Annotated in this window: 17 protein-coding genes and 6 pseudogenes; 10 read left to right on the forward strand and 13 right to left on the reverse strand. The window is 73.1% G+C overall.

Going from position 1 to position 22052, the window contains the following annotated elements:
* Window positions 1-42: 42 nt before the first annotated feature.
* Window positions 43-1176, reverse strand: a complete 1134-nt coding sequence (locus CCZ36_RS01760) for a PLP-dependent cysteine synthase family protein (protein WP_069744649.1) — start codon at window positions 1174-1176, stop codon at window positions 43-45.
* A 234-nt stretch (window positions 1177-1410) separates the two neighbouring features.
* Between CCZ36_RS01760 and CCZ36_RS01765 the strand changes: the two genes are divergently transcribed.
* Complete coding sequence (locus CCZ36_RS01765) at window positions 1411-1728, forward strand: hypothetical protein (protein WP_069740290.1); 318 nt, start codon at window positions 1411-1413, stop codon at window positions 1726-1728.
* Window positions 1729-1983: 255 nt separating this feature from the next.
* Complete coding sequence (locus tag CCZ36_RS01770) at window positions 1984-2502, forward strand: ATP-binding protein (protein WP_176734705.1); 519 nt, start codon at window positions 1984-1986, stop codon at window positions 2500-2502.
* Window positions 2503-2571: 69 nt separating this feature from the next.
* Here the strand turns inward: CCZ36_RS01770 and CCZ36_RS01775 are convergent.
* Both CCZ36_RS01775 and CCZ36_RS01780 read right to left on the reverse strand, forming a co-directional pair.
* Window positions 2572-2866 (reverse strand): annotated as a pseudogene (locus tag CCZ36_RS01775) (SHOCT domain-containing protein).
* A gap of 154 nt (window positions 2867-3020) precedes the next feature.
* On the reverse strand, window positions 3021-4235 hold the full coding sequence (locus CCZ36_RS01780; protein WP_069740288.1) for an ROK family protein: 1215 nt from the start codon (window positions 4233-4235) through the stop codon (window positions 3021-3023).
* A gap of 239 nt (window positions 4236-4474) precedes the next feature.
* On the opposite strand from CCZ36_RS01780, the gene CCZ36_RS01785 reads away from it, so the two are divergent.
* Window positions 4475-5605, forward strand: coding sequence for an MFS transporter (locus CCZ36_RS01785; protein ID WP_128816910.1), 1131 nt, complete (start codon window positions 4475-4477; stop codon window positions 5603-5605).
* 69 nt (window positions 5606-5674) lie between these two features.
* Entirely contained in the window at window positions 5675-6427 is a 753-nt protein-coding gene (locus tag CCZ36_RS01790; RefSeq protein ID WP_128816911.1) for a maleylpyruvate isomerase family mycothiol-dependent enzyme, read from the forward strand.
* 12 nt (window positions 6428-6439) lie between these two features.
* Here CCZ36_RS01790 and CCZ36_RS01795 read toward each other — a convergent pair whose 3' ends face one another.
* The 3 genes and pseudogenes from CCZ36_RS01795 to CCZ36_RS01805 form a co-directional block, all read right to left on the reverse strand.
* The gene (locus CCZ36_RS01795) at window positions 6440-7048 is read right to left on the reverse strand and encodes a response regulator (RefSeq protein WP_237302818.1); all 609 of its coding nucleotides are present in this window, start codon (window positions 7046-7048) and stop codon (window positions 6440-6442) included.
* Window positions 6949-8213: pseudogene (locus CCZ36_RS35430) on the reverse strand (sensor histidine kinase). Before CCZ36_RS35430 ends, CCZ36_RS01795 begins: the two are co-directional and overlap by 100 nt.
* A 114-nt stretch (window positions 8214-8327) precedes the next feature.
* The gene (locus CCZ36_RS01805) at window positions 8328-9035 is read right to left on the reverse strand and encodes a TetR/AcrR family transcriptional regulator (protein ID WP_128816913.1); all 708 of its coding nucleotides are present in this window, start codon (window positions 9033-9035) and stop codon (window positions 8328-8330) included.
* Between the two features lie 127 nt (window positions 9036-9162).
* Here CCZ36_RS01805 and CCZ36_RS01810 point away from each other — a divergent pair, with 127 nt between their 5' ends.
* The gene (locus CCZ36_RS01810) at window positions 9163-9618 is read left to right on the forward strand and encodes a nitroreductase/quinone reductase family protein (protein WP_069740284.1); all 456 of its coding nucleotides are present in this window, start codon (window positions 9163-9165) and stop codon (window positions 9616-9618) included.
* Window positions 9619-9714: 96 nt separating this feature from the next.
* Here the strand turns inward: CCZ36_RS01810 and CCZ36_RS01815 are convergent, their stop codons facing one another.
* Window positions 9715-10929 carry a geranylgeranyl reductase family protein gene (locus tag CCZ36_RS01815; RefSeq protein WP_069740283.1) on the reverse strand — a complete coding sequence of 405 codons (1215 nt, stop codon included), beginning with the start codon at window positions 10927-10929 and terminating at the stop codon, window positions 9715-9717.
* Between the two features lie 195 nt (window positions 10930-11124).
* Here CCZ36_RS01815 and CCZ36_RS01820 point away from each other — a divergent pair, with 195 nt between their 5' ends.
* Both CCZ36_RS01820 and CCZ36_RS01825 read left to right on the forward strand, forming a co-directional pair.
* Window positions 11125-12489 carry a dipeptidase gene (locus CCZ36_RS01820; RefSeq protein WP_128816914.1) on the forward strand — a complete coding sequence of 455 codons (1365 nt, stop codon included), beginning with the start codon at window positions 11125-11127 and terminating at the stop codon, window positions 12487-12489.
* A gap of 85 nt (window positions 12490-12574) precedes the next feature.
* A pseudogene (locus CCZ36_RS01825) lies at window positions 12575-13299 on the forward strand (MBL fold metallo-hydrolase).
* Here the strand turns inward: CCZ36_RS01825 and CCZ36_RS01830 are convergent.
* Window positions 13268-14305, reverse strand: a complete 1038-nt coding sequence (locus tag CCZ36_RS01830) for an NUDIX hydrolase (RefSeq protein ID WP_069744642.1) — start codon at window positions 14303-14305, stop codon at window positions 13268-13270. The pseudogene CCZ36_RS01825 and the gene CCZ36_RS01830 sit on opposite strands and share 32 nt — an antisense overlap.
* A gap of 213 nt (window positions 14306-14518) precedes the next feature.
* A pseudogene (locus CCZ36_RS01835) lies at window positions 14519-15447 on the reverse strand (ROK family protein).
* 208 nt (window positions 15448-15655) lie between these two features.
* Here CCZ36_RS01835 and CCZ36_RS01840 point away from each other — a divergent pair.
* The gene (locus tag CCZ36_RS01840) at window positions 15656-16684 is read left to right on the forward strand and encodes a LacI family DNA-binding transcriptional regulator (protein ID WP_107403870.1); all 1029 of its coding nucleotides are present in this window, start codon (window positions 15656-15658) and stop codon (window positions 16682-16684) included.
* A 149-nt stretch (window positions 16685-16833) separates the two neighbouring features.
* Here CCZ36_RS01840 and CCZ36_RS01845 read toward each other — a convergent pair.
* Window positions 16834-17666 (reverse strand): annotated as a pseudogene (locus CCZ36_RS01845) (alpha/beta fold hydrolase).
* A gap of 93 nt (window positions 17667-17759) precedes the next feature.
* Between CCZ36_RS01845 and CCZ36_RS01850 the strand changes: the two are divergent.
* Window positions 17760-18308 (forward strand): CGNR zinc finger domain-containing protein, encoded by a 549-nt coding sequence (locus CCZ36_RS01850; protein ID WP_069744650.1) that lies wholly within the window; start codon window positions 17760-17762, stop codon window positions 18306-18308.
* Between the two features lie 438 nt (window positions 18309-18746).
* On the opposite strand, the gene CCZ36_RS35020 is transcribed toward CCZ36_RS01850, so the two are convergent.
* Window positions 18747-18926: a hypothetical protein gene (locus CCZ36_RS35020; protein ID WP_206515705.1), complete on the reverse strand. Its 180-nt coding sequence runs from the start codon at window positions 18924-18926 to the stop codon at window positions 18747-18749.
* Between the two features lie 99 nt (window positions 18927-19025).
* On the opposite strand from CCZ36_RS35020, the gene CCZ36_RS01855 reads away from it, so the two are divergent.
* On the forward strand, window positions 19026-19454 hold the full coding sequence (locus tag CCZ36_RS01855) for an RICIN domain-containing protein (protein ID WP_206515706.1): 429 nt from the start codon (window positions 19026-19028) through the stop codon (window positions 19452-19454).
* Between the two features lie 142 nt (window positions 19455-19596).
* On the opposite strand, the pseudogene CCZ36_RS01860 reads toward CCZ36_RS01855, so the two are convergent.
* Window positions 19597-20894, reverse strand: a pseudogene (locus tag CCZ36_RS01860) (DUF6986 family protein).
* A 172-nt stretch (window positions 20895-21066) separates the two neighbouring features.
* Window positions 21067-22029, reverse strand: coding sequence for an electron transfer flavoprotein subunit alpha/FixB family protein (locus CCZ36_RS01865; RefSeq protein ID WP_128816916.1), 963 nt, complete (start codon window positions 22027-22029; stop codon window positions 21067-21069).
* Window positions 22030-22052 lie beyond the last annotated feature (23 nt).

The following is a 22052-nucleotide window of genomic DNA, read 5'->3' on the forward strand; positions in this document are numbered from 1 at the left end:
CGGGCGGCGGGCCCCAGCGGGGCGCGGGCCGGACGCGGACCCTCAGCAGGGCCAGGTGCCGGTCGCGAGGAAGTCGTCGATGGCGGCGGTGTACGGGGCGATGTCCAGGCCCTGCTCCTCCAGCCAGGAGTCGGAGTAGTACTTGTCCAGGTAGCGGTCGCCCGGATCGCACAGGAGCGTGACGACGCTGCCCTGCTCGCCGCGCTCCACCATCTCGGCGATCAGCTTGAACGCGCTCCACAGTCCGGTGCCCGTGGAGCCGCCCGCCTTGCGGCCGATGGCGCGCTCCAGGGCGCGGACGGCGGCGACGCTGGCGGCGTCGGGCACCTTCATCATCCGGTCGATGGCGCCGGGCACGAAGCTGGGCTCCATGCGCGGGCGGCCGATGCCCTCGATGCGTGAGCCGCGGTCGCTGGTGGCGTGCGGGTCGTGGTGGGTCCAGCCGTCGAAGAAGCAGGAGTTCTCCGGGTCGGGCACGCAGATGCGGGTGTCGTGCTGGAGGTAGTGGACGTAGCGGGCGATGGTCGCCGAGGTGCCGCCGGTTCCGGCGGTGGCGACGATCCACGCGGGTTCCGGGTAGCGCTCGAGGCGCAGCTGCTGGTAGATCGACTCCGCGATGTTGTTGTTGCCGCGCCAGTCGGTGGCGCGCTCCGCGTAGGTGAACTGGTCCATGTAGTGTCCGCCGGTCTCGGCGGCGAGCGCCGCGGACTGTTCGTACATGGTGCGCGAGTCGTCCACGAAGTGGCACTGCCCGCCGTGGAATTCGATGAGGCGGCACTTCTCGGGGCTGGTGGTGCGCGGCATCACGGCGATGAACGGGACGCCGATGAGCTTGGCGAAGTACGCCTCCGACACGGCGGTGGAGCCGCTGGACGCCTCGATGACCGGCTTGCCCGGCCTGATCCAGCCGTTGCAGAGCCCGTACAGGAAGAGCGAGCGGGCCAGGCGGTGCTTGAGGCTGCCGGTGGGGTGCGTCGACTCGTCCTTGAGGTACAGGTCGATGCCCCACGCCTCGGGCAGCGGGAAGCGCAGCAGATGGGTGTCGGCGGAGCGGTTGGCGTCGGCCTGGACCTTGCGGACGGCCTCCTTCAGCCAGGACCGGTACTCCGGGTCACTGCGGTCGATGTCCACGGTCGCCCTGGCCCCGCTTCCGGACGCGTGTTCACTGGTCTTCATGGGCCTGCTCCTGTTGGTCGTCGATCCGCGCTCGCACCTCCCACGATATGTACCCCACCTGCACAAACGGTCACTTTGATGGCCCATAGCGCTGCCTTTGACCGCCGCCTGCGGGGCGGCTGTGGCGTGCGGTGCGGGCGGCCGTGCGCCGGGCTTTCGGGCCCTCTGGCGGTCCGGCCCGCGTCCGGGCACACTGCAACAGCAGGAGTAGTGACGAAGGGGGGCGAATCCGCGATGGCGGACGTCGAGTTCAGTGCGTCGGGGGTCAGGATCGAACGGTTCACCAGGTCGCTGACCAGGGCTGGTCAGGTGGTGGTGAAGGACGGCCGGCTGTCCCTGCTCACGAGCAACGGGCGGGAGATCGACAGCGCCCCGGTGGGCACGGTCAGCGCCCGCAAGTGGTGGTTCATCGCGGCGGATTCCGTCATCGCCCGGGTGAACGGGGTGCGTTACCGGTTGACGATGGGGCAGCGCAACCGCAGACGCGACGGAGCGGCCCCGCTGCGGCGCTTCCTGGAGACGCTGCGCAGCGCGGGAGGCCGCCGGGACTGAGCCCGCCGCACGTCCACGGCGACCGGGTGCCGGGCCGTCGGGCTCCGCCGCGAGTTGCGGAGCCACAGCCCCTGGGCCACGCTGGATCCACGTCACTGAAGGTGCAGCATCGGTGACAGAGCGATCCGCTCCACGGACCGGGTCGCGCGACACGAGCAGACACGACAAGAGCAGAGCGGATTCGGCAGTCAGTCGTCCGCCGGGCCCGTTCGTGTCTCTTCTCTTCTTCCGGACCTATTTCGGGGAGTCGCAGCCGTGATCAGCGAGCCAAGCAGGCACTGCACGGTGGAGCTCCAGGCCCTGCCGTCGCGGATCGGTCAAGTCCGCAGAATCATCTCGGCGCAACTGCGCTACTGGCATCTCGATCCTCTGATCGACCAGGCGGCCCTGGGCGTCACCGAGCTTCTCACCAACGTTCACCGGCACGCACAGCCGGACAAATCATGCACCGTCGACATCGAGCTGCTGCTCGACCGTCTGACGGTCTCCGTCCACGACCACGATCCGCGGCTGCCCACGGTGAACGAGGCGGATTCGTTCGCCACCTCGGGCCGGGGGCTGGCGCTCATCGCCGCCGTCAGCGAGAGCTGGGGCGTGCGGCCGATCGGCTCGGCCGGGAAGGCCGTCTGGTTCACCCTGCCGGCGGTCACCGGCGCCTCGACCCTGCCGCCGCTCGCGGTCTACGGGTCGACGACCGACGGGCCGTTCGGAGCCGTGACCATCACCCCCGACGACATCGCGGCCCTGCCCGCCCGGTCGGCCGTCGTCGGCTGACGGGGAGGCCCTGTCCGGTCGGCCCGCGCGGGCCGATGGGACAGGGCCGGGCCTCCGGGGACCACGGGGTCACGCCGGTCCGCCGCCCGCGGTCCGGCCGGACTGCTCGTCCAGCGCCGACAGTCGGCGCCAGCACTCGTCCTCGTCGATCTCCCCCGCGGCGAACCGTCGGCCGAGCAGCGCGATCGGCGAGGACGGTCCGGGAGCGCCCTGGGGAGTGCGGGCCGTCTGCCATGGGCCCTTGCGCCCGCGCCACACGGTGCGGGCGCAGCAGGGTGACGCTTCCGATGACGACCGCCGCCCGGAACAGCGGGAAGAGCAGGGCCCAGGGGCCGGGCCCGCCGGTGTGCGCCAGGGTGTTCATCTCGGTCAGCTCCCTCGTTCGCGGTCGGCACGGTGCCTTTCCGGTCGCTTTCGAGCCTGCCGGGACGAGGCGCTCCGGGCGTCGTCCACCCGGCGGCCGTGCGCGTACTCCGGTGGGAGCGCGCCTTCTCGCGCGATGACCGCTCGGCGGCCGCTCAGGCCAGCGCGGCGAGCGGGTCGTCGAGGACCGGCTGCCAGGCGAGTTCGGCGGCGCCCACCAGGCTGTTGTGGGCCAGGGTGCACGGCAGGATCGGCACGCTGCCGCTGCGCCCCCACAGGCTCCGGTCGGCGACGACGGCGCGCAGCCGCTCGGGGTCCGCCTCCAGCAGGTCGCGGTGGAGGCCGCCGAGGATGATGCGGTCGGGGTTGAGGATGTTGACCAGTCCGGCGAGCCCCAGGCCCAGCCGGTCGATCAGCGCCTCGGCGGCCTGTCGCACCGCCGGATCGTCGTACTCCGCACGGAGCAGGTTCCCGGCCTGCTTGAGGAGGGACTCCTCGGGGCCGGGTTCACGGCGGGCGGTGGTGAGGAAGGCCAGCGGATCGGTCTCCACGTCGAGGCAGCCGCGCCCGCCGCAGTGGCAGGGGCGCCCCTCGGGGTTCACGGTGAGGTGGCCGACCTCCAGGGCGAGGCCCGAACTCCCGCTGTGCAGGCGGCCGTCGAGCACGAGGGCCCCGCCGACGCCCCGGTGTCCGGTGGCCACGCACAGCAGATGCTGGGCACCCCGCCCCGCACCGTGCCGGTGCTCGGCCAGCGCGGTGAGGTTGACGTCGTTGCCGGTGAACGCGGGCCCCGTGATGCCCGCCCGGCGTACGCAGGCGGCGAAGATGTCCCGGACCGGGGAGCCCGCCGGCCAGGCGATGTGCAGCGGGTTGAGGGCGGTGCCCTCCGGTTCGGCGACCGCCGACGGCACGGCGAGACCTGCGCCCACGCAGCGGAGCCCGCTCGCGCGGAGCAGTTCGGCTCCCGCCTCCACGACCTCGCCGAGCACCTGCGCGGGGTCCGCCATCACGGCGACACAGCCCGGCGAGGTGGCGACGATCCGGCCGCCGAGCCCGACGAGCGCGGCCCGGAAGCCGTCGGCGTGCACCTGGGCGGCGAGGACGACGGGGCCGGTCTCCAGGACGGACAGCCGGTGCGAGGGGCGGCCCTGGGACCCGGCCGCCGACCCGGGGCTGGAGTCGACGCGGATCAGCCCGAGCGCTTCCAGTTCCGCGGCGACCGCCCCGGCGGTGGCGCGGGTGACGCCGAGTTCGGAGGTGAGGACGGCCCGAGTGGGGGCGCGTCCGGTGTGGACCAGTTCCAGTGCGGGCCCGAGCGCGCTGCGGCCCCTCTCCAACTTGGTCCGGGTGGTGGTCGCCTTGCCGTTCATGGGGGCGAGTCTCCCATGATCCGGAGGCTTCCCGGACGCCCAGGGCCGGGCCGGGGACCCCGTTCCGGCCACGGCCGTACCCCCGGAACGCGCGGTGTGCGGCGGTGTTGCGTCCGCCGCCGGAGCGCCCCTATGCTGAGTTTGTGCCGCAACTAAACAAACTGCGGACGGCCCTACCGGGGGGACCTGGCGGAGACACCGCCCCACCCTCGTCGGCCCGCCTCCGTACCGCGCTGACCGTGTTCTTCGCCCTCGACGGGTTCCTCTTCGCCGGCTGGGTGGTCCGTATCCCGGCCATCAAACAGCAGACCGGAGCATCCGCCTCCACCCTCGGCCTCGCCCTGCTCGGCGTCTCCGCCGGTGCGGTGATCACCATGATGCTCACCGGCCGGCTCTGCCGCCGCTACGGCAGCCATGCCGTCACCGTGGCCTGCGGTGTCCTGCTCCCCCTGAGCATCGCCCTGCCCGCCCAGACCCACTCGGCGCTCTCCCTCGGCCTCGTGCTGCTGGTGTTCGGAGCAGCGTACGGCGGCATGAACGTGGCGATGAACAGCGCCGCCGTCGATCTGGTCGCCGCTCTGCACCGGCCGGTGATGCCGAGCTTCCACGCGGCGTTCAGCCTCGGCGGGATGGTCGGCGCCGGGCTCGGCGGGCTGGTCGCGGGCGGCCTCTCCGCCTCCATCCATCTGTTCCTGCTGGCCGGGATCGGCCTGCTGGTCACCGCGTTCGCCGGACCCTCCCTGCTCCGGTACCGCCCGGCCCCCGCCGCCCCGGAGGCCGTCAGCCCGCGCGAGCCGAGGCAGCGGCTGTCGCCCCGGGCCCGTCGGATCGTCGTGCTCTTCGGTGTGATCGCCCTGTGCACGGCGTACGGGGAAGGGGCCCTGGCCGACTGGGGCGCGCTCCACCTGGAACAGGATCTGGGCGCGCACCCCGGGCTCGCCGCCGCCGGATACGCGCTGTTCGCCCTGACGATGACGGCGGGCCGGCTGACCGGAACCCTGCTCCTGGAACGGCTCGGCCAGACCCGCACCCTGGTTCTCGGCGGGACGACGGCCGCGGCCGGGATGCTGCTGGGTTCGCTGGCGCCGACCGCCTGGGCGGCGCTGGCCGGCTTCGCGGTGACGGGGCTCGGGCTCGCCAACATCTTCCCCGTCGCCGTGGGGCGCGCGGGCGAACTGGCCGGTCCCAGCGGGGTCGCCGCCGCCTCGACGCTCGGCTACGGCGGGATGCTGCTCGGCCCGCCCGCGATCGGCTTCCTCGCCGACTGGTTCTCGCTGCCGGTGGCCCTGACCACGGTCGCCCTGCTGGCCGCGGCCGCGGCGGTCCTGGGCTACACGGCCCGCAACGCCACGACGAGCGCGCCCGTCTGACCGTCCGCCCGGGCCGGTGGGGCCGCCGATCCCGGTCGCGGCCATCGCGGCCCTGGCACAATCGCCGCCATGCAGATCACCGAGCACATCGCGTCGTTGCCCGAGGAGGGGCGGCTGCTCGCGGCGGCCGCCGAACAGGCCGGCCCCGGGGCGTCCGTCCCGACCTGTCCCGGCTGGCAGATACGCCATCTGCTGCGGCACACCGGCATGGTGCACCGGTGGGCGGCGGCGTTCATCACCGAAGGCCACACCGCGTACCACCCGGACGGCGGCGAGCCCGATCTCGACGGCGCCGGCCTCCTGGCCTGGTTCCGCGAGGGGCACCGCCATCTGGTCCGGTCCCTGGAGGAGGCGCCCGCGGACCTGGAGTGCTGGACCTTCCTGCCGGCCCCCTCACCGCTGGCGTTCTGGTCCCGCCGCCAGCTCAACGAGACGACGGTGCACCGGGTGGACGCGGAATCGGCGCTCGGCGGTCCGCTGACCCCCGTCTCCGTCGACCGTGCCGTCGACGGCATCGACGAACTGCTCGTCGGCTTCCACGCCCGCCCCAAGAGCCGGGTCCGCTCCGACAAGCCGCGCACACTGCGGGTACGGGCCGTGGACACGGCGGCGACCTGGACGGTGCGGATCTCCGACGACCCGCCGCAGACCGTGCGCACGGCGGGTGAGGAGAACGCGGAGGATGTCGACTGCGAGCTGAGTGGTACGGCCGAGGGGCTCTACCTCGCCCTCTGGAACCGGCTTCCGCTCTCCGCCGTCACCCTGCGCGGCGACCGCGCGGTGGCCAGGCTCTGGACGGACAACTCCGCCGTCACGTGGTGAGGTCGGGCCGGCTCAGCCGAGCCAGCCGGGGAGCACCAGCCCCGATGCGCAGGCGAGGACGACGAGCTGGGCCCGGTCGCGGGCTCCCAGCTTGACCATCGTGCGGCTGACGTGGGTCTTCGCGGTGAATGGGCTGACGACCAGTCTGCGGGCGATCTCCTCGTTCGACAGGCCGATGCCGACCAGCGCCATCACCTCCCGCTCCCGCTCGGTGAGCAGGGCGAGCGAGGCGGCGGCGGCCGGTTCCTTCGAGCGGGCCGCGAACTCCGCGATCAGCCGGCGCGTCACGCCCGGGGAGAGCAGCGCGTCCCCGCCGACCACCGCCCGTACCGCGCGCAGCAGTTCCTCCGGCTCGGTGTCCTTGACCAGGAAGCCCGAGGCTCCGTTGCGGAGGGCCTCGAAGACGTACTCGTCGAGTTCGAAGGTGGTGAGCATGACCACCTTCACCGCGTTCAGTTCCGGGTCGCCGGTGATCCGCCGGGTGGCGGCCAGTCCGTCGAGACGGGGCATGCGGATATCCATCAGCACGATGTCGGGGCGCAGTTCGCGGACCAGGCGGACGGCCTCCTCGCCGTCGGCGGCCTCCCCGGCGACCTCGATGTCGGGCTGCGCGTCCAGCAGGGCTCGGAAGCCCGCCCGCCGCCGTCCGGGCGCGGGCCCGCCTCGATCGTGCCACCGAGGGCGGCGGCCCCGCTCCAGCATCCCGACGAGTCCATTGCCGCTGCCGCCCGCGTCGCCGCCGGTGGCCGGTCCCGCGTCGTCGATACGGAGACGGAGACGCGCGGAGCCGTAGCCGACGCGCACCTCGGCGGTACGGGAACCGGAGTGGCGGACGACGTTGGTCAGGGCTTCCTGGACCATGCGGAAGGCGGCGAGTCCGGCGCCGGGCGGGACGGCGGACGGGTCGCCCTCGCTGTCGACGGTGACGGCGAGTCCGGCGGCCGCGGCCTGTTCGACGAGTTCCGGCAGCCGGTCGAGGCCGGGGGCGGGGGAGGTCGGGCGTCGCCGGGCGTACGGAGGTGGGCGAGCACCTGGCGTATCTCGTCGAGCGCCTCCTTGCCGGCCCCCTTGATGGTGGTGAGGGCGGTGCGGGCCTGTTCCGGGTCGGAGTCGAGCAGCGCGAGCCCGACGCCGGCCTGGACGTTGATGACGGAGATGGAGTGGGCCAGCACGTCGTGGAGTTCGCGCGCCATGCGCAGCCGTTCCTCGTCGGCCCGGCGCCGCTTGGCCGCCTCGCGCTCGGCCCGGGCCGCCGCCCACCGCTCGCGGCGCACCCGCAGCAGTTCGGCGGCGGCCACGACGGCGACCACCCAGGCGGTGACAGACCCTTCCTGCGACCAGGGCGCGGCCCGGTCCCCGTCCGTCGGCAGCCAGCGGTAGAGCCAGTGGGAGACCAGGACGTGCCCGGCCCACAGCCCGCCCAGCGACCACCAGGCGGCCTTGCGGTGTCCGGTCACGATCGCGCTGAAGCAGCCGACGGCGACGAACACCGGACCGTACGGATAGCCCGCCGCGAGGCAGACGAGGGTCGCCGCGCAGGTCGTGGCCACGGCGACCACGGCCGGCGGCGGCGCAGGAGCAGCACGCCGACCGCGACGAACAGCAGCAGCCGGACCGCCGGGTCCAGGGGCCGGCGGCCCTGTCCTTCCTCGGCGAAGCCCGTACCGACCATGACGAACACCAGGAGCACCACCGTCGACACCCAGGGCAGCCCGGCGGCGGTCCGCGAGCGCGCGCCGGACAGCCACGGCGGCCCGCCCCGGTGCGGCGGTCGCAGTTCGTCCATGGCGGCCACGCCAGACGGCGGGCGGGCCCGAAAGCGTCCGCCGTGCGTGGTGATCACCCGCACTCCGTGGGGAGTACGCCGCTGGGAAAGCCGGGCGGGGCAGCGCTCGGCCCGTCAGTCCGTATCGGCGTCGCGCAGGCCCACCGAGCGGGCCAGCTCACCGGCAGCCTGCCGGAACAGCGCCTCACGTTCCTCGACGACCCGGTTGAACTGGCCGAACAGCTCGAAGGAGATCAGGCCGAACAGTTGCGCCCAGGCGGCGACCAGGGCGGCCACCGCCTCGGGCGGGACACCCTCGGCGAAATCGGCGGCCATCCGCTCCGCGTCGGCGCGCAGCTCGTCCGCGAGCGGCGGGAGGACGAGGCGGCCGGCCCGGTGCGCGCCGCGGACGATGTCGACGAGGACCAGGCCCACGCGCGCCGCGGGCCCCACCGTGTCCATCGGGGCGATGTAGCCGGGGACGGGCGAGCCGTAGATCAGGGCGTACTCGTGGGGGTGGGCGAGCGCCCATTCCCGTACGGCACAGGCGACGGCGACCCATCGCTCGGCGGGCGGGACCACCTCCGCCCGCTCCCCCGCCGCCGCCTGCTCCGCCGCCGCGCCGATCGCGTCGAACGCGTCGACGATCAGCGCGGTCAGCAGGTCGTCGCGGCTGGGGAAGTAGCGGTAGAGCGCGGAGGAGACCATACCCAGTTCCCGGGCGACGGCCCGCAGCGAGAGCTTCGGCGCGCCCTGCTCGGCGAGCTGCTTCCTGGCCTCGTCCTTGATGGCCGCGGTCACTTCGATACGGGCGCGTTCCCTGGCCCCTCGGATGGTGCTCATACGGTCAGTCTGCCATGCCAACGGAGCAGTGACCATGAACGAGAGCAGTGCTCTTGCTTTGGATCGCCCTTGCGTGCACACTGATCTCAAGCGAGAGCACCGCTCTCTCCGTAACCCGGGAGTCATCATGTCGCAGCAGCCCTACTACCTCCGGGCGAGCGCCTCCGCCGCCCGCTTCAACAAGGTCGTCGGCCGGCTGGCCCGGCACGGCTTCAGCCTGATGGGCTCCGCCGAGCTGTCGGTGCGCGGGCGCAGGACCGGCCAGATGCAGCGCCTCCCGGTCAACACCCACACCTTCGAGGGCGACCGCTACCTGGTCTCGGCACGCGGCCACTCGCAGTGGGTGCGCAACATGCGCGTGGCGGGCGGCGGGGAGCTGCGGCTGGGGCGCAGGTTCAACCGCTTCACCGCCGTGGAGATCCCCGACGACGCGGAGAAGGCCCGGATCATCCGGGCCTATCTGGAGCGGTGGGGCTGGGAGGTCAACCAGTACTTCCAGGGGGTCACGGCGAAGTCCACGGACGCCGAGCTGCTGGCCGCCTGCCCGGACCACCCGGTCTTCCGGATCACGGTCGAGGCATGACGACGCCCCCGTGCCGTACGGGAGGTACGGACAACGGGGGCGCGGTCGCCGGTCGCGGGTGTGGGCCGCGAGCGGCCCAGGGCGTGGCGTGGGGGGCTAGCGGTCCAGGGCGTGGAGGGCCCGCTGTGCCAGCGGGTGCGTACGGACGAGCTCGGCCAGCGACGTCGTGCCCCGGGTGATTCCGGCGAACGACTTCCAGGCCGGGCGGAAACCGGTCAGCACCGCGTGCAGCAGGCCCGGCCGGCGCTCGAACAGCTTGAGCATGCGGCGGCCGACGCCCATCTCCACGCCGAGGCCGGCCTTGATGGCGAACGCGTAGTTGAGGGCCTGACGCCGCGCGTCCACCGCGTCGTGCGCCTCGGCGATCCTCACCGCCCACTCCCCCGCGAGCCGTCCCGAGCGCAACGCGAAGGAGATGCCCTCGCGGGTCCACGGCTCAAGAAGTCCGGCCGCGTCGCCGCAGACCACGACCCGGCCGCGGGAGAGCGGCGAGTCGTCGCTGCGGCAGCGGGTGAGATGGCCCGACGAGACGGCAGGCTCGAACCCGGCGAGGCCGAGGCGGGCGATGAAGTCCTCCAGATACCGCTTGGTGCCCGCGCCGTCGCCGCGCGCCGAGATGACGCCCACAGTGAGAGTGTCGCCCTTGGGGAAGACCCAGCCGTAGCTTCCCGGCATCGGGCCCCAGTCGATGAGGACCCGGCCCGCCCAGTCCTCCGCGACGGTGGCCGGAACCGGGATCTCCGCCTCCAGGCCGAGGTCGACCTGATCGAGCTTCACCCCGACATGGGCTCCTATCCGGCCCGCGCTGCCGTCCGCGCCGACGACCGCCCGCGCGAGCACGGTCTCACCACCGGCCAGCACCACGGCGACCGTTCGCCGGTCGGGCACGGCGGGACCGTGCTGCTCGACCCGCACCACCGAGGCGCCGGTGCGCAGTTCGGCCCCGGCCTTCTGCGCCTCCTCGACCAGCCCGGCGTCGAACTCGGGGCGGTTGATGAGCCCGAAGAGCATCCGCCGGGAGCGGCGGGTGCGGGCCAGCTTGCCGTTGAGCGAGAAGGTGACCGCGTGGATGCGGTCCTTCAGGGGCAGTTCGAACCCGGGCGGCAGGGCGTCCCGGGAGAAGCCGATGATGCCCCCGCCGCAGGTCTTGTAGCGCGGCAGTTCCGCTTTCTCCAGCAGCAGGACTCTCCGGCCCGCCACGGCTGCCGCGTACGCCGCCGATGCCCCGGCCGGTCCGGCGCCGACCACGACGACATCCCACACCAACGACTCTTCCGGCTCACGTCCGGCGTCTGCGTTCTCGCTGCTCACGATGTGCTTCTGCTCCCGATCCGACCAGTGGCCCCAAGCTGCTCACGGCATCCTACGGCGCGCTGCGGGCCGGCCCTCCTGTGGGAGGATCGGCCATGATTTCGTCGTACATGCGTCGTCGCACACACGGCTTCGCACACGGTCGCGTACACACCGCGCCCTACCCATAACGTCGCACCCACGAGGAGCGTGCCCATGACCGCCCGTCCGATTCCCGAGACCGTCGCCTCGCTGATGCCCCGCGCCCGGGAGGAACTGGCCGAGCTGGTGGCGTTCCAGTCGGTGGCGGACCCGGCGGTGTTCCCGAGGAGCGAGTGCGAGGGCGCGGCCGACTGGGTCGCCGACGCGCTGCGCGCCGAGGGGTTCACGGACGTCGCCCTCCTGGACACCCCCGACGGGACGCAGTCCGTCTACGGCTACCTGCCGGGGCCGGCCGGGGCGCCGACCGTGCTGCTCTACGCCCACTACGACGTACAGCCGCCGCTGGACGAGTCGGCGTGGATCTCCCCGCCGTTCGAGCTGACCGAGCGCGACGGACGCTGGTACGGGCGGGGCGCGGCCGACTGCAAGGGCGGGTTCATCATGCACCTGCTCGCGCTGCGCGCCCTCAAGGCGGACGGTGGCGTCCCGGTCTCGGTGAAGGTGATCGCCGAGGGGTCCGAGGAGCAGGGCACCGGCGGTCTGGAGCGGTACGCGGAGGCTCACCCGGAGCTGCTGCGCGCGGACACGATCGTCATCGGGGACACCGGCAACTTCCGGGTCGGGCTGCCGACGGTCACGGCGACGCTGCGGGGGATGTCCATGCTGCGCGTGCAGCTGGACACCCTCGAAGGGAACCTGCACTCGGGGCAGTTCGGCGGTGCGGCGCCGGACGCGCTGGCCGCGATGATCCAGCTGCTGGCGTCGCTGCGCGCGGAGGACGGGACGACCACGGTCGACGGTCTGACCGGTGACGCCGACTGGGACGGCATCCAGTACCCGGAGGAGGAGTTCCGGCAGGACGCCAAGGTGCTGGACGGGGTGGAGCTGATCGGCACGGGTACGGTCGCGGACCGCATCTGGGCCCGTCCCGCCGTCACCGTCATCGGCATCGACTGCCCGCCGGTGGTCGGCGCGACCCCGTCCGTGCAGGCGAGCGCCCGGGCCCAGATCAGCCTGCGGGTGCCGCCGGGCCACGACGCGGCCGAGGCGACGAAGCTGCTCACCGCCCACCTGGAGTCGCGGGCCCCCTGGGGCGCGCGGGTGAAGGTGGAACAGGTGGGCCAGGGCCAGCCGTTCCGGGCCGACGTGAGCAGCCCGGCGTACCAGGCGATGGCGGACGCGATGCGGGACGCCTACCCGGGCCAGGAGATGCAGTCCTCCGGCATGGGCGGCTCCATCCCGCTGTGCAACACCCTGGCGAGCCTCTACCCCGAGGCGGAGATCCTGCTGATCGGGCTGAGCGAGCCCGAGGCGCAGATCCACGCGGTGAACGAGAGCGTGTCGCCCGAGGAGCTGGAGCGGATGTCGGTCGCCGAGGCGCTGTTCCTGCGCAACTACGCGGAGTCGAAGAAGGCCTGATCCCGCTGGAGGGCTTCGCCCTCGGCGAAGTCGCCCGGAGCGTAGATCCGTGCGGCGTCCGTGCGCCGCTGCGTACGTTCGCCGCATGGATCTCGTCGAGGTACTCCCCCAGTTGCACATGTTCCGCTTCCGGATCGGTCAGGCGTATCTCTGGCGCGACGGGGCGGACCTGACCCTGGTCGACGCGGGCGACATCGGGGCGGCCGGCGCGATCGAGGACGCGGTCCGGACGCTCGGCCACGCCCCCGCCCGGATCCGGCGCATCGTCATCACCCACGGCCACCGCGACCACTACGGGGCCGCGCAGGAGCTGGCGGACCGGCACGGCGCCGAGATCCTCTCCCACGCGCTGGACGCCCCGGTGATCCGGGGCGAGCGACCCGTACCGGAGCCGGACCTGCTGGACTGGGAACGACCGTTGTACGCCCATGGGTTGACGTGCCCCGAGGCGCCGCCCACCCGGGTCGACCGCGAGCTGACCGGCGGCGAGGTGCTGCCGTTCGGGGCGGGGCGCGGGTGGTCCACGCCCCCGGTCACACTCCGGGCTCCGTCGCGCTCCATCTGCCGCGCCACGGTGTGCTGTTCACCGGGGACGCCGTGGCCTCCGTGGAGCGGGTGATGCTCGGCGTGTTCAACGTGGACCGCGCCGGGGCGGCGGCCGCGTTCCGCGAACTGGCCGCGCTCGCGCCCCGTACCGTCTGCTTCGGCCACGGCGACCCGCTCACCGAGGACGCCGCCGCGGTGATGGAGGCGGCGGCGAACGGCGTACGAGCCCCGCTCAGCCCACCGGCGCCCCCGCCTCCAGGTTGAGCACTGTCCTTTGCTCACGCGCCCGCAGGGCCCAGCGCAGCCGCTCGTACCGGGTGGGCGGCAGCATCCCCGCGGCCTCGTCCTCGGTGACGAAGCGCCAGCCGCGCAGCTCGGAGCCGGGCAACAGCAGCCGGCCGGCGTCCTCGGAGCGGAGCAGGCCGCCGTCGAAGAGGAAGCGGAGCCCGCCGTAGCCGGGCGGGCGGGGCGACTCCCAGTCGACGAGCAGCAGGGTGGGCACCCGGTCGAGGCGGAGGCCGATCTCCTCGGCGACCTCGCGGATCCCGGCCTGCGCGGGAGCCTCGCCGGCCTCCACGACCCCGCCGGGGAACTCCCACCCCGGTTTGTACGTGGGGTCGACGAGCAGCACCCGGTCCTGCTCGTCGAAGAGCAGCACCCCGGCGGCGACCGTCTCTCCGGTCGGCTCGGGGCTCTGCACGATGGGGCACGGCGGCGCGCTCCCGGTGCGCACGGCGTCCGCGATCCGCTCCGCGGTCTCCCGCGGGGTGAGGGCGCTGTTGTCGACCACATGCGCGTCCTCGGCGATCCAGCCGAGGGCGTCGCGGTACGGGCCGATGTGTCCGTACGCCCACCGGCGCACCCGGTCGTTCTGCTCGTCGTCGCCGGGAAACTCCTCGCGGCCCGCGATGCGCCTACGCAGGATCGTTTCCTCAGGTGAGAGCGCCACATGGCGGACCGGGATGCGCCGGGACGCGAGCCCGCCGAAGATCTCGTCGCGGTACTCCTGCCGCAGCAGTGTCATCGGCACCACCAGTACCCCGGGCACCTCGGCGAGCAGCGCCGCCGCCGTGTCCACCACGAGTCGCCGCCAGATCGGCAGGTCCTGGAAGTCGGTGACCTCGGCGAGCCGCTTCTGCGGCAGCAGGGCGCGCAGCCCCGCGCCGGTGACCTCCGGGTCGTACAGCGTGCTGTTCGGAATCAGATCGATCAGTTCGCCGGCGGCGCTGGTCTTGCCCGCGCCGAACGCACCGTTGATCCAGACGATCACGGTTCCCCCTCCTCCGTAGCCCCCTGTGGCTTGCCCGCAACACCCTGCCGCGGAAACCCCGCGGGGGCGACGGCGTTGGCCGGATGCGGCCGCCCGGGGCGTACGACCGGCCCACCGTCACCCCACGGTGCCGTCCCCGCGCGGCTCGGACCATTCCACCCGCGGCGCGATCCCGCGCGCTCCCGGGACGGCGACCGTCGGAACCGAAGACGGCTAGCGCAGGGCGATGGCCGCCGCCGCGGCCCCGACCAGGCCCGCGTCGTTGCCCATCACGGCGGGCGCCACCGTCAGCCGGCGGAGGTAGGAGAGCGTGGCGTACTCGCGCAGGCTGCGGCGCAGGGGGGCGAAGAGGACGTCGCCGGCCCCGGCCACTCCCCGCCGACCACCGCGATGTCGAGGTCCGCCAAGGTCGCGGTGGCGGCGATACCGGCCGCCAGCGCCTGGGCCGCGCGCTCGTAGGAGGCGAGGGCGACCGGATGCCCGGCGCGGGCGGCGACGGCCACCGCGGCGGCCGTCGCGTCGCCGTCCGGGCCGGGCCGCCAGCCGTTCTCCAGGGCACGGCGGGCGATGTTGGGGCCGCTGGCGATGCCCTCGACGCAGCCGCGCGCGCCGCAGGGGCACGGGTCGCCGTCCAGGTCGACGCTGATGTGGCCGATGTGCCCGGCGTTGCCCGAGGGGCCGGGGCGCAGGGTACCGCCGAGGACGAGGCCGCCGCCGACACCCGTCGACACGACGAGGCAGAGCGCGTTGTCGTAGCCCCGGGCGGCGCCGAGCCAGTGCTCGGCGGCCGTCATCGCGACCCCGTCGCCCACCAGCGCGACCGACAGCCCGCCCGCCGCCTTGTGCACGCGCTCCACCAGCGGGAAGTCCCGCCAGCCGGGAACGTTGACCGGGCTGACCGTACCGGCGGCGGCGTCCACCGGACCGGCGCTGCCGATGCCGACGGAACCGGCCCTGGCCCACAGCGGCGAGGCCATCAGCTCGCCCAGTACCTCGTCGACCGCCCCCATGACCGCCTCGGCGCCCTCCCGGGCGGGCGTCGGCAGCTGCGCCCGTACGAGGAGGGATCCGTCGCCGTCCACCAGCGCTCCGGCGATCTTGGTGCCGCCGATGTCGAGCGCGGCGACGAGGTCGGTATGCATCGGTGTGGGCTCTCCGGATCGGTGAAGGGGCGGGACCTGCGGGTTCCGTCCATAGTCTGCACAGTCTTCATCCTCGTGACAACGTTGTCCAGGGCCTATGCTCGACGCCACAGCCTCCGATCACCTGAGCGGCGCCCCGTCTCGGCCCCGCTCAACCCCGGCCGGAGCACCGCACGCCCCGCCCGTATCCGACGACAGGACAGCGCACGTGGACCGGACCACCCGGCATTCCGAGACCCGCTACGGCAACCGGCCGACCATGAAGGACGTGGCGGCCCGGGCCGGAGTCGGCCTGAAGACGGTCTCCCGGGTGGTGAACAGCGAGCCCGGCGTCACGCCCGACACCGAGCGCCGCGTGCAGGAGGCGATCGACGCTCTCGGCTTCCGCCGCAACGACAGCGCCCGGGTGCTGCGCAAGGGGCGTACGGCGTCCATCGGGCTGGTCCTGGAAGATCTGGCGGACCCCTTCTACGGTCCGCTGAGCCGCGCGGTGGAGGAGGTCGCCCGGGCGCACGGCGCGTTGCTGATCAACGGTTCCAGCGCCGAGGACCCGGAGCGGGAGCAGGAGTTGGTGCTGGCGCTGTGCGCCCGCCGCGTCGACGGCCTGATCGTGATCCCGGCCGGCGACGACCACCGCTATCTGGAGCCGGAGATCAAGGCGGGGATCGCCACGGTCTTCGTGGACCGTCCCGCGGGCCATGTGGACGTCGACATGGTGCTCTCCGACAGCTTCGGCGGGGCCCGGGAGGGGGTGGCGCATCTGATCGCGCACGGTCACCGCAGGATCGGGTTCATCGGTGACCAGCCGCGGATCCACACGGCCACCGAGCGTCTGCGCGGCTATCACGCGGCCATGCGGGACGCGGGCATCACCGTCGAGGACGGCTGGGTCTCCCTGGGCTCCACCGACCCGGAGCGCGTGCGTGCCGCGGCCGAGGAGATGCTGAGCGGCTCCGAACCGGTCACCGCCCTGTTCGCGGGCAACAACCGGGTGACGGTGACGGCGGTACGGGTGATCGCGGAGCGGGAGCGTCCGGTGGCGCTGGTCGGGTTCGACGACATCGAGCTGGCCGATCTGCTCGGCATCACGGTGATCTCGCAGGACGCCGCGGCGGTCGGCAGGACCGCCGCCGAGCATCTCTTCCGCCGCCTCGACGGGGCGGACCACGCCCCGGCACGGGTGGAGCTCCCGACGACGCTGATCCCCCGCGGTTCGGGCGAACTGCCGCCCGCCTGAGCCGAGTCGGCCCCCGCGCGGTATACCCCGGGCGAGCGGCGGCAGGAGTCGTACGGGCGTGGGGCGGGGAGCCAGCCGCCCCACCCCAGGCCCACGAACCCCAAAGGCCCTCGGCCCCCGAAAGACCCCGGGCCCCGGGACGCCCGCCGTCAGGCCGCGGCGGCCAGCGGCCTGAACTCCCGGGTGAGCAGCGCCAGAAGCCGCGCGGGCGCGTCCTCGGGGGTCGCGTGGCCCGCCCCTCCAGCCAGTGCAGCTCGGAGTGCGGGATCAGGGCGTGCAACTGCTCGGCGAAGGGCGGCGGCAGGAAGCCGTCCTCGCGCCCCCAGATGATCCGGGTCGGTACCGGTACGGACCCCAGCAGATGCTGGAACTCGTCGGTGGCCGCCTGCTCCAGCTGTCCGTACTGGCGGTAGTACGCGGCCCTGCCCGCTTCACCGCGCCACGGGTCGAGATGGGCGGCCAGGATTTCCGGCCGGTAGCCGGTATGGCTCGCGAAGCGCAGGTGGCTCTCGGCCAGCGCCTCGTGCGCGTACACCGGCAGCTGCTCGAAGATGTGCGCGTTCTCCCGTACGAGCCTGAACAGCCCGGTCCCCCAGTCGCCGCAACTCACCGCGTCGACCAGGGTGAGATCGGTGCACCGGGCCCCTTCCAGCAGCAGCGCCCGCAGAGCCACCGCCCCGCCGATGTCATGGGCGATCACCCTCGGGCTCTCCAGCCCCCAGTGATCCAGCAGCCCGGTGAACACCCGCGTGTGCGCGGCCAGCCCGAGGTCCTGCCCCGCGCGCTGCTCCGACTGCCCGAAGCCGAGCAGGTCGAAGACGTACACCCGGTGGTCCTGGGCGAGCGCCGGTGCGATCTCGCGCCAGACACGCGACGAGAACGGGGTGCCGTGGAGCAGGACGACCGGGTCGCCCTCCCCCAGCACGTCCCAGCGGACGGTCCCGTCCGGGGTCTGATACGTCCTGGTCAGATTGCCGTTCATGACACGCCTCCTGATGTCGGGTGCAGAACCCTGCCGGACTTTCGACGTTACCAGATAAGGCTGCTTGTCGGTAACGTTGATACAGTGGGGATCATGCGACGGAACCCGGCGCCCCCGGAACTCGAACCGGTCGAGGCGTTCTGCAATACGGCGACCCTCCTCCACGGGGAGGACGAGTTCGCCCGGCCGGAGACGGCGGGCGGATGGCTGCGGGCGCACGGGTATCCGGAAGCGGTCGCCCCGGCCGAACTGGCGGCGCTCACCGAGGCCCGGGAGACCGTGCGGGCCTTCCTGGTGGAGCGGGCCTCACCCGGGGCCCTCGACGCCCTCAACCGGCTGATCCGCTCCGTGGCCGGCGCCCCGGCCGTACGCCCGGACGGCACACTGACCCTGCGCCCGGCCGACGACGGGCCGGTGGCGGGGATCGTACGGACGGTGCTCGAAGCCCTGCTGCGGGACGGCCTGACCGGGCGTCACGCGACGCGGCTCAAGGCCTGCGCGGCGCCGGAATGCCGCTGGGTCTTCTACGACCGGGCGCCGTCGTCGAACGGCCTGTGGTGCGACATGGGCGTGTGCGGCGCCCGGCACAAGATGCGGGCCTACCGCGCCCGTGGCGGCGCGGCCGCACGCCGGGACGACTGAGAACGGCCTGACCTCCGGAGGGGGCCCGTCCGGAGGCAGGTGCTCCCGACGGGTCGAACGGTACGACGATCCCCGCCGGGCGACGTCGGGACGCTTCTGCTGGCAGGCGGACGCTGCGAGCGAACCGGGCATCACCACGCGCCGGGCCTGCCTGTCTCCGCGCTGCACGGCTGGTCCCCATAGATGACGGAACTCTTACGGTGCGCCGCCACCGCGAACATACGGGCGCTCCAGGATGTGCACTCTTCTCGTCAGCCGAATATTTCGATCTTTCGACGGAGTGACCATGAGACGCATACCTTCCTTGGCCACGGCGGCCCTGGTCCTGGCCGCCTTCCTCGGCCTTCCCGCCACCGCGTCGGCGACCCCGACGGCCGACGCACCGGAGAACTTGCGGATCTCCGACGGCCCCTACGCGGGCTTCCAGCTCTGCGGTGATCAGTCCCGGCCGGCCTTCAGCACGTCCAACACGTTCGGACCGCTGTTCGCCGCCTCGGTCAAGGGCCTGGCCCCCGGCCCGACCTGGGCGGGACGCTGGAGCTCGCGCGCCTGGGCGAGCAGCCGTTCCAGGTCCTCCCGGTCAGCACGGGGCCGCTCGGCCACGGGTGGGACGTCCAACTCCCTACAAGTACGTTCAGTCCGGGCGAATACCAGTGGCGGATTCGCGCCGAGGGACCCGCCGGCCCGTCCGCCTGGTCCGCGTGGTGCACGTTCACCGTGACCGGGCCGGAGGCCACGCCCACCGGGTTCACCTACAGCCCCGACGGCGGCGCGCACTGCTTGGATGTGAGCGGCGCCGGCAGGGAGAACGCCACGCCGGTGCAGCTGTGGGACTGCAACGGCTCTGCGGGCCAGACCTGGCAGGTCATGCCCCCGGGCACCTTGGTCAACCCGAACTCCGGTAAGTGCCTGGACGTGGCCGGGGCGGGGATCGCCGACGGCACCACGGTGCAGATCTACACGTGCAACGGCACCGGGGCCCAGCAGTGGCGCCACGACGAGCCGACCCCGGACGCCTTCACCAACCCCAGCTCCGGCAAGTGCCTCGATGTGCCCTACGCGGACTTCGCCAACGGGGTCCGGGTGCAGATCCACGCGTGCAACGGCACCGACGCCCAGACCTGGAAGCGGCTCACCCTCGCCTGACCTGACCGCCGTCGCCGCCCCCGCGCCGCTTTGGTCGCGGCGACGGCAACGGCGGTTCGACCGGCACGGCGCTCAACGTCCGAGGGTCGTCTCACCGCCGACAGGGACGACGACCGGACCGTGCGGCGCCCGGAGAAGCGTCCTACGGAGCGGTGACCGTCAGGTCGCCCCGGCGCGGCGAGGAGAAGGCGTCCAGGTCCGCGCGGGTCAGGCCGGTCAGTCGGGCGACCTCGGCGGTGTCCAGCGCGCCGCAGTCGATGCCGCGCAGCAGGTAGCCGCTGAGGGCCTTGGCGGTGGCGGGTTCGTCCATGACGTCACCGCCGGCCTTGGCCACGTAGGCGGCGAGGCGGGCGGCGGCGGGCTCCAGGCCCTCGCGGTAGAAGGCGTACACGGCCGCGTAGCGCGTCGGCAGGTGGCCGGGGTGCATGTCCCAGCCCTGGTAGTACGCGCGGGCCAGAGCGCGGCGGGTGAGGCCGTAGTGCAACCTCCAGGCCTCGTGGACCTGGTCGGTCGGGCCGACGGGCAGGACGTTGGTCGAGCCGTCGGAGACGCGTACGCCGGTGCCCGCGGCGGCGACCTGCATGACGGCCTTGGCGTGGTCGGCGGCGGGGTGGTCGCTGGCCTGGTAGGCGGCGCTGACCCCGACGCAGGCGCTGTAGTCGAAGGTGCCGTAGTGCAGTCCGGTCGCCCGGCCCCGGGCCGCGTCGATCATGCGGGCGACGGCGGCGGTCCCGTCGGCGGCGAGGATGGACTGGCTGGTCTCGATCTGGATCTCGAAGCCGATGCGTCCGGTGTCGAGGCCGTGGCCTTCTCGAAGGCCTCGAGGAGCTGGACGAAGGCGGTGACCTGCTCGGGGTACGTGACCTTCGGGAGGGTCAGCACGAGCCCTTCGGGGAGCCCGCCCGCCTCCATCAGGCCGGTGAGGAAGACATCGGTGGTACGGATGCCCCGGTCGCGGACACCGGCCTCCATGCACTTCATGCGGATGCCCATGTACGGGGCGGCGGTGCCGTTCGCGTACGCCTCGGAGACCAGGCGCGCGGCGCGAGCGGCGGCCTCGTCCTCCTCGGCGTCCGGGCGGGGACCGTAGCCGTCCTCGAAGTCGATGCGCAGGTCCTCGACCGGCTCGCGCTCCAGCTTGGCGCGTACGCGGTCGTGGACCGGACCCGCCAGCTCCTCGGGGATGCCGAGGACTGCGGCGAACGAAGCGGCGTCGGAGGCGTGTTCGTCGAGGGCGGCCAGCGCCTGGTCACCCCAGGAGCGCAGGGTGCCGGGCTCGAAGACGTCACCCGGTACGTAGACGGTGTGCACGGGCTGGCGGGTGCCGGGATCGCCCGGGTAGCGGCGGGCGAGCTCCGCGTCGACCGCCGTGAGGGAGGCGCTGATCTCCTCGCTGACCGCACCCGCGAGGCTCGTTGCCACCTTCTCCTGCTGACCCATGACCGTACCCTCCACGCTCTCGCTGTTTCCGCTTCCCGGAATCAACAATCCGTATAGTGAAGTTATAAGGCCGCTCGACCCGCGTCAATGGTCGCCCGGAACGGCCCCGGGCCGCGCGGTGGGGTTCACCGTGCGGCCCGGGGCGGGGTAATGCTGGGTGGTGCTGGAGGGATCAGCCCTTGCGGGTGTTGATCTCCTCGGTGAGCTGGGGAACGACGGTGAAGAGGTCGCCGACGACGCCGTAGTCGACGAGCTCGAAGATCGGGGCCTCGGCGTCCTTGTTGATCGCGACGATCGTCTTCGAGGTCTGCATCCCCGCCCGGTGCTGGATGGCACCGGAGATCCCCGAGGCGATGTACAGCTGCGGGGAGACGGACTTGCCCGTCTGCCCGACCTGCGAGGTGTGCGGGTACCAGCCCGCGTCGACCGCCGCACGCGACGCGCCCACCGCAGCCCCCAGCGAGTCGGCCAGCGCCTCGATCAGCGGGAAGTTCTCCGCACCGTTGACCCCACGGCCCCCCGAGACCACGATCGCGGCCTCGGTCAGCTCCGGACGCCCGCTCGACTCCCGCGCCGTCCGGGAGGTGACCTTCGTACCCGTCGCGCCCTCACCGAACGACACCGACAACGCCTCCACCGCACCCGCCGCCGCGGCCGGCTCGACCGGCGCCGAGTTCGGCTTCACCGTGATCACCGGAACACCCCGGGAGACCCGGGACCTGGTGGTGTACGAGGCGGCGAACACCGCCTGCGTCGCCACCAAACCCCCGTCCCCCGCCTCCAGATCGGTGGCGTCGGTGATGATGCCCGACCCGATCCGCAGCGCCAGACGCGCCGCGATCTCCTTGCCCTCCGCGGAGGACACCACCAGCACCGCCGCCGGCGAGACGGCCTCGAACGCCGCCTGCAACGCATCCACCTTCGGCACCACGAGGTAGTCCGCGAACTCCGCAGCCTCCGAGGTCAGCACCTTCACCGCACCGTGCTCACCCAGCACCGGCGCGGTCGCCCCCGCACCCGCACCCAGCGCGACCGCGACCGGGTCACCGATCCGACGCGCCAGCGTCAGCAACTCCAGGGTCGGCTTACGGACCGCACCATCCACATGATCGACCAGAACCAGAACATCAGCCATGACAACGCACTCCAGACGAGAAG

Source organism: Streptomyces sp. S063 (assembly GCF_002832675.1).
In the GTDB taxonomy this organism is placed as follows: Bacteria; Actinomycetota; Actinomycetes; order Streptomycetales; family Streptomycetaceae; genus Streptomyces; species Streptomyces sindenensis.